The organism is Providencia sp. JGM181, assembly GCF_018257375.1.
Lineage (GTDB): Bacteria > Pseudomonadota > Gammaproteobacteria > Enterobacterales > Enterobacteriaceae > Providencia > Providencia lanzhouensis.
Genome location: NZ_JAERJY010000101.1, coordinates 1 through 2,288, shown reverse-complemented (window position 1 = coordinate 2,288; position 2,288 = coordinate 1). Strand labels below are relative to the sequence as shown.

At 41.1% G+C, this 2,288-nt stretch carries 1 protein-coding gene and 1 tRNA gene; both read left to right on the top strand.

Annotated features, from left to right (window positions below):
- The first annotated feature begins 3 nt into the window (after positions 1 to 3).
- Positions 4 to 80 (top strand) — tRNA-Val (locus JK188_RS12590).
- Positions 81 to 528: 448 nt separating this feature from the next.
- Positions 529 to 1,941 (top strand): pyruvate kinase PykF, encoded by a 1,413-nt coding sequence (gene pykF, locus JK188_RS12585; protein WP_036950412.1) that lies wholly within the window; start codon positions 529 to 531, stop codon positions 1,939 to 1,941.
- Positions 1,942 to 2,288: the final 347 nt, after the last annotated feature.

Below are 2,288 nucleotides of genomic sequence, written 5' to 3'. Positions count from 1 at the left end.
AGTGCGTCCGTAGCTCAGTTGGTTAGAGCACCACCTTGACATGGTGGGGGTCGGTAGTTCGAGTCTACTCGGACGCACCATTCTACTTATTCCGAATCATTATTTATCCTGAGCCCTACTTACCCTGATTAAAGTGCTTTTTTCAAATATCATATTTATCTTGATTGTGATTTTGTTTTCCCTTATTTTGTTGCGCAACCCACTTTCAACTGAAAATCTCGCTGTTGTTTGATCTTAATTACTTCTGCATCAAATTTAGCAAAATTTGATTTGTCTCACAGTTTGATGTTGTTTATAATAATCCCACAAGCTGAAAGGTTTCAACAAAGACAAATCAGCATGTTAGCTTTAATGAAAAATGTCATCTACACTATAATAAGAGTCAAAAAGTGACGTTTTTTAAATAACCAGATTTTGAATACCAGACTGTCGCCTATTCTTATAAATGAGTTGCGCAACATAGACTATCTTGCGCATTAAGCATCGGCGGCAATACCGATTTCCTTTATAACCATTAGATAGACTGCCATGAAAAAAACCAAAATTGTTTGTACCATCGGTCCAAAAACCGAATCAGAAGAGAAATTAACTCAGTTATTGGATGCAGGCATGAACGTCATGCGCCTTAACTTCTCCCACGGTGACTATGAAGAACACGGTCAACGTATCAACAACCTCCGCTCTGTCTGTGCAAAAACCGGTAAACAAGCAGCTATTCTGCTGGACACTAAAGGTCCAGAAATCCGCACCATGAAACTGGAAGGCGGCAATGATGTTTCTCTCGTTGCAGGTCAAACTTTCACTTTCACAACAGATACTTCTGTTATCGGTAACCAAGAACGCGTTGCAGTCACTTACCCTGGCTTAACCAAAGACCTGAAAGTGGGTGACACCGTTTTAGTGGATGATGGTTTAATCGGTATGACCGTAACCAACATCACTGCAACTGAAGTCATTTGCCAAGTATTAAACAATGGCGATCTTGGTGAGAAAAAAGGTGTTAACTTACCGGGCGTTTCTATTGGCTTACCTGCGCTGGCAGAAAAAGATAAAGAAGACCTCGTTTTCGGTTGCCAACAAGGCGTCGACTTTGTTGCCGCTTCATTTATCCGTAAACGTTCAGACGTTGAAGAAATTCGCGCTCACCTGAAAAAACACGGTGGCGAAAATATTCAAATTATCTCTAAAATCGAAAACCAAGAAGGTTTAAATAACTTCGACGAAATTCTTGAAGCCTCTGACGGTATCATGGTTGCTCGTGGTGACTTAGGGGTTGAAATCCCAGTAGAAGAAGTTATCTTCGCCCAAAAAATGATGATTGAAAAATGTGTTAAAGCTCGCAAAGTCGTTATCACTGCCACTCAAATGCTAGATTCAATGATCAAAAACCCACGCCCTACCCGCGCAGAAGCTGGTGACGTTGCAAACGCCATCTTAGACGGTACAGATGCAGTTATGCTGTCTGGGGAAAGTGCGAAAGGTAAGTATCCAGTTGAAGCTGTGACTATCATGGCAACTATCTGTGAGCGTACTGACCGCGTTATGCCAACGCGTATTGAAAATCAAAAACCAACCCAGCGCTTACGTGTGACTGAAGCTGTCTGCCGTGGTGCCGTTGAAATGTCTGAAAAACTGGACGTGCCATTAATTGTTGTCGCAACTTATGGTGGTAAATCCGCAAAATCAGTACGTAAATACTTCCCTACCGCACCGATTCTGGCTCTGACAACTAACGAAGAAACTGCTCGCCAGTTACTGTTAGTGAAAGGCGTTATTCCGATGATCGTGGGTCCTTTCGAATCCACAGATGATTTCTATCGTGAAGGTAAACGTGCAGCGTTGGAAAGTGGTTTAGCGGTTGAAGGTGATGCCGTCGTGATGGTATCCGGAGCATTAGTACAAAGTGGTACAACAAATACCTCATCAGTACATGTTCTGTAGTTGCCTTGCATCACAGTTGTCCTGCATAATCTAGCGTGACATTAACCCTATTGCTTCACGGCAGTAGGGTTTTTTATTATCTGGAATAACTGAAATTTAGCAATCCGTGCGAAACATAATTTCAATAAGTTACGTTATGATCCGCGAAGATATAATTCACCCAGATTTTGATTACAAAGCATTTACAAAATAAATCATAAAACGATAACCATTTGCTCAAATTTCAAACTAAACAACCCTTAATTGAAATTTTTATTCGTTTTCACCCTGTTAAATCCTATGTCATGAACTGGACGTTAGTTGGTTTGGTTTATCAACATTGGGATAAAATTGTGTCTGTGACGTCG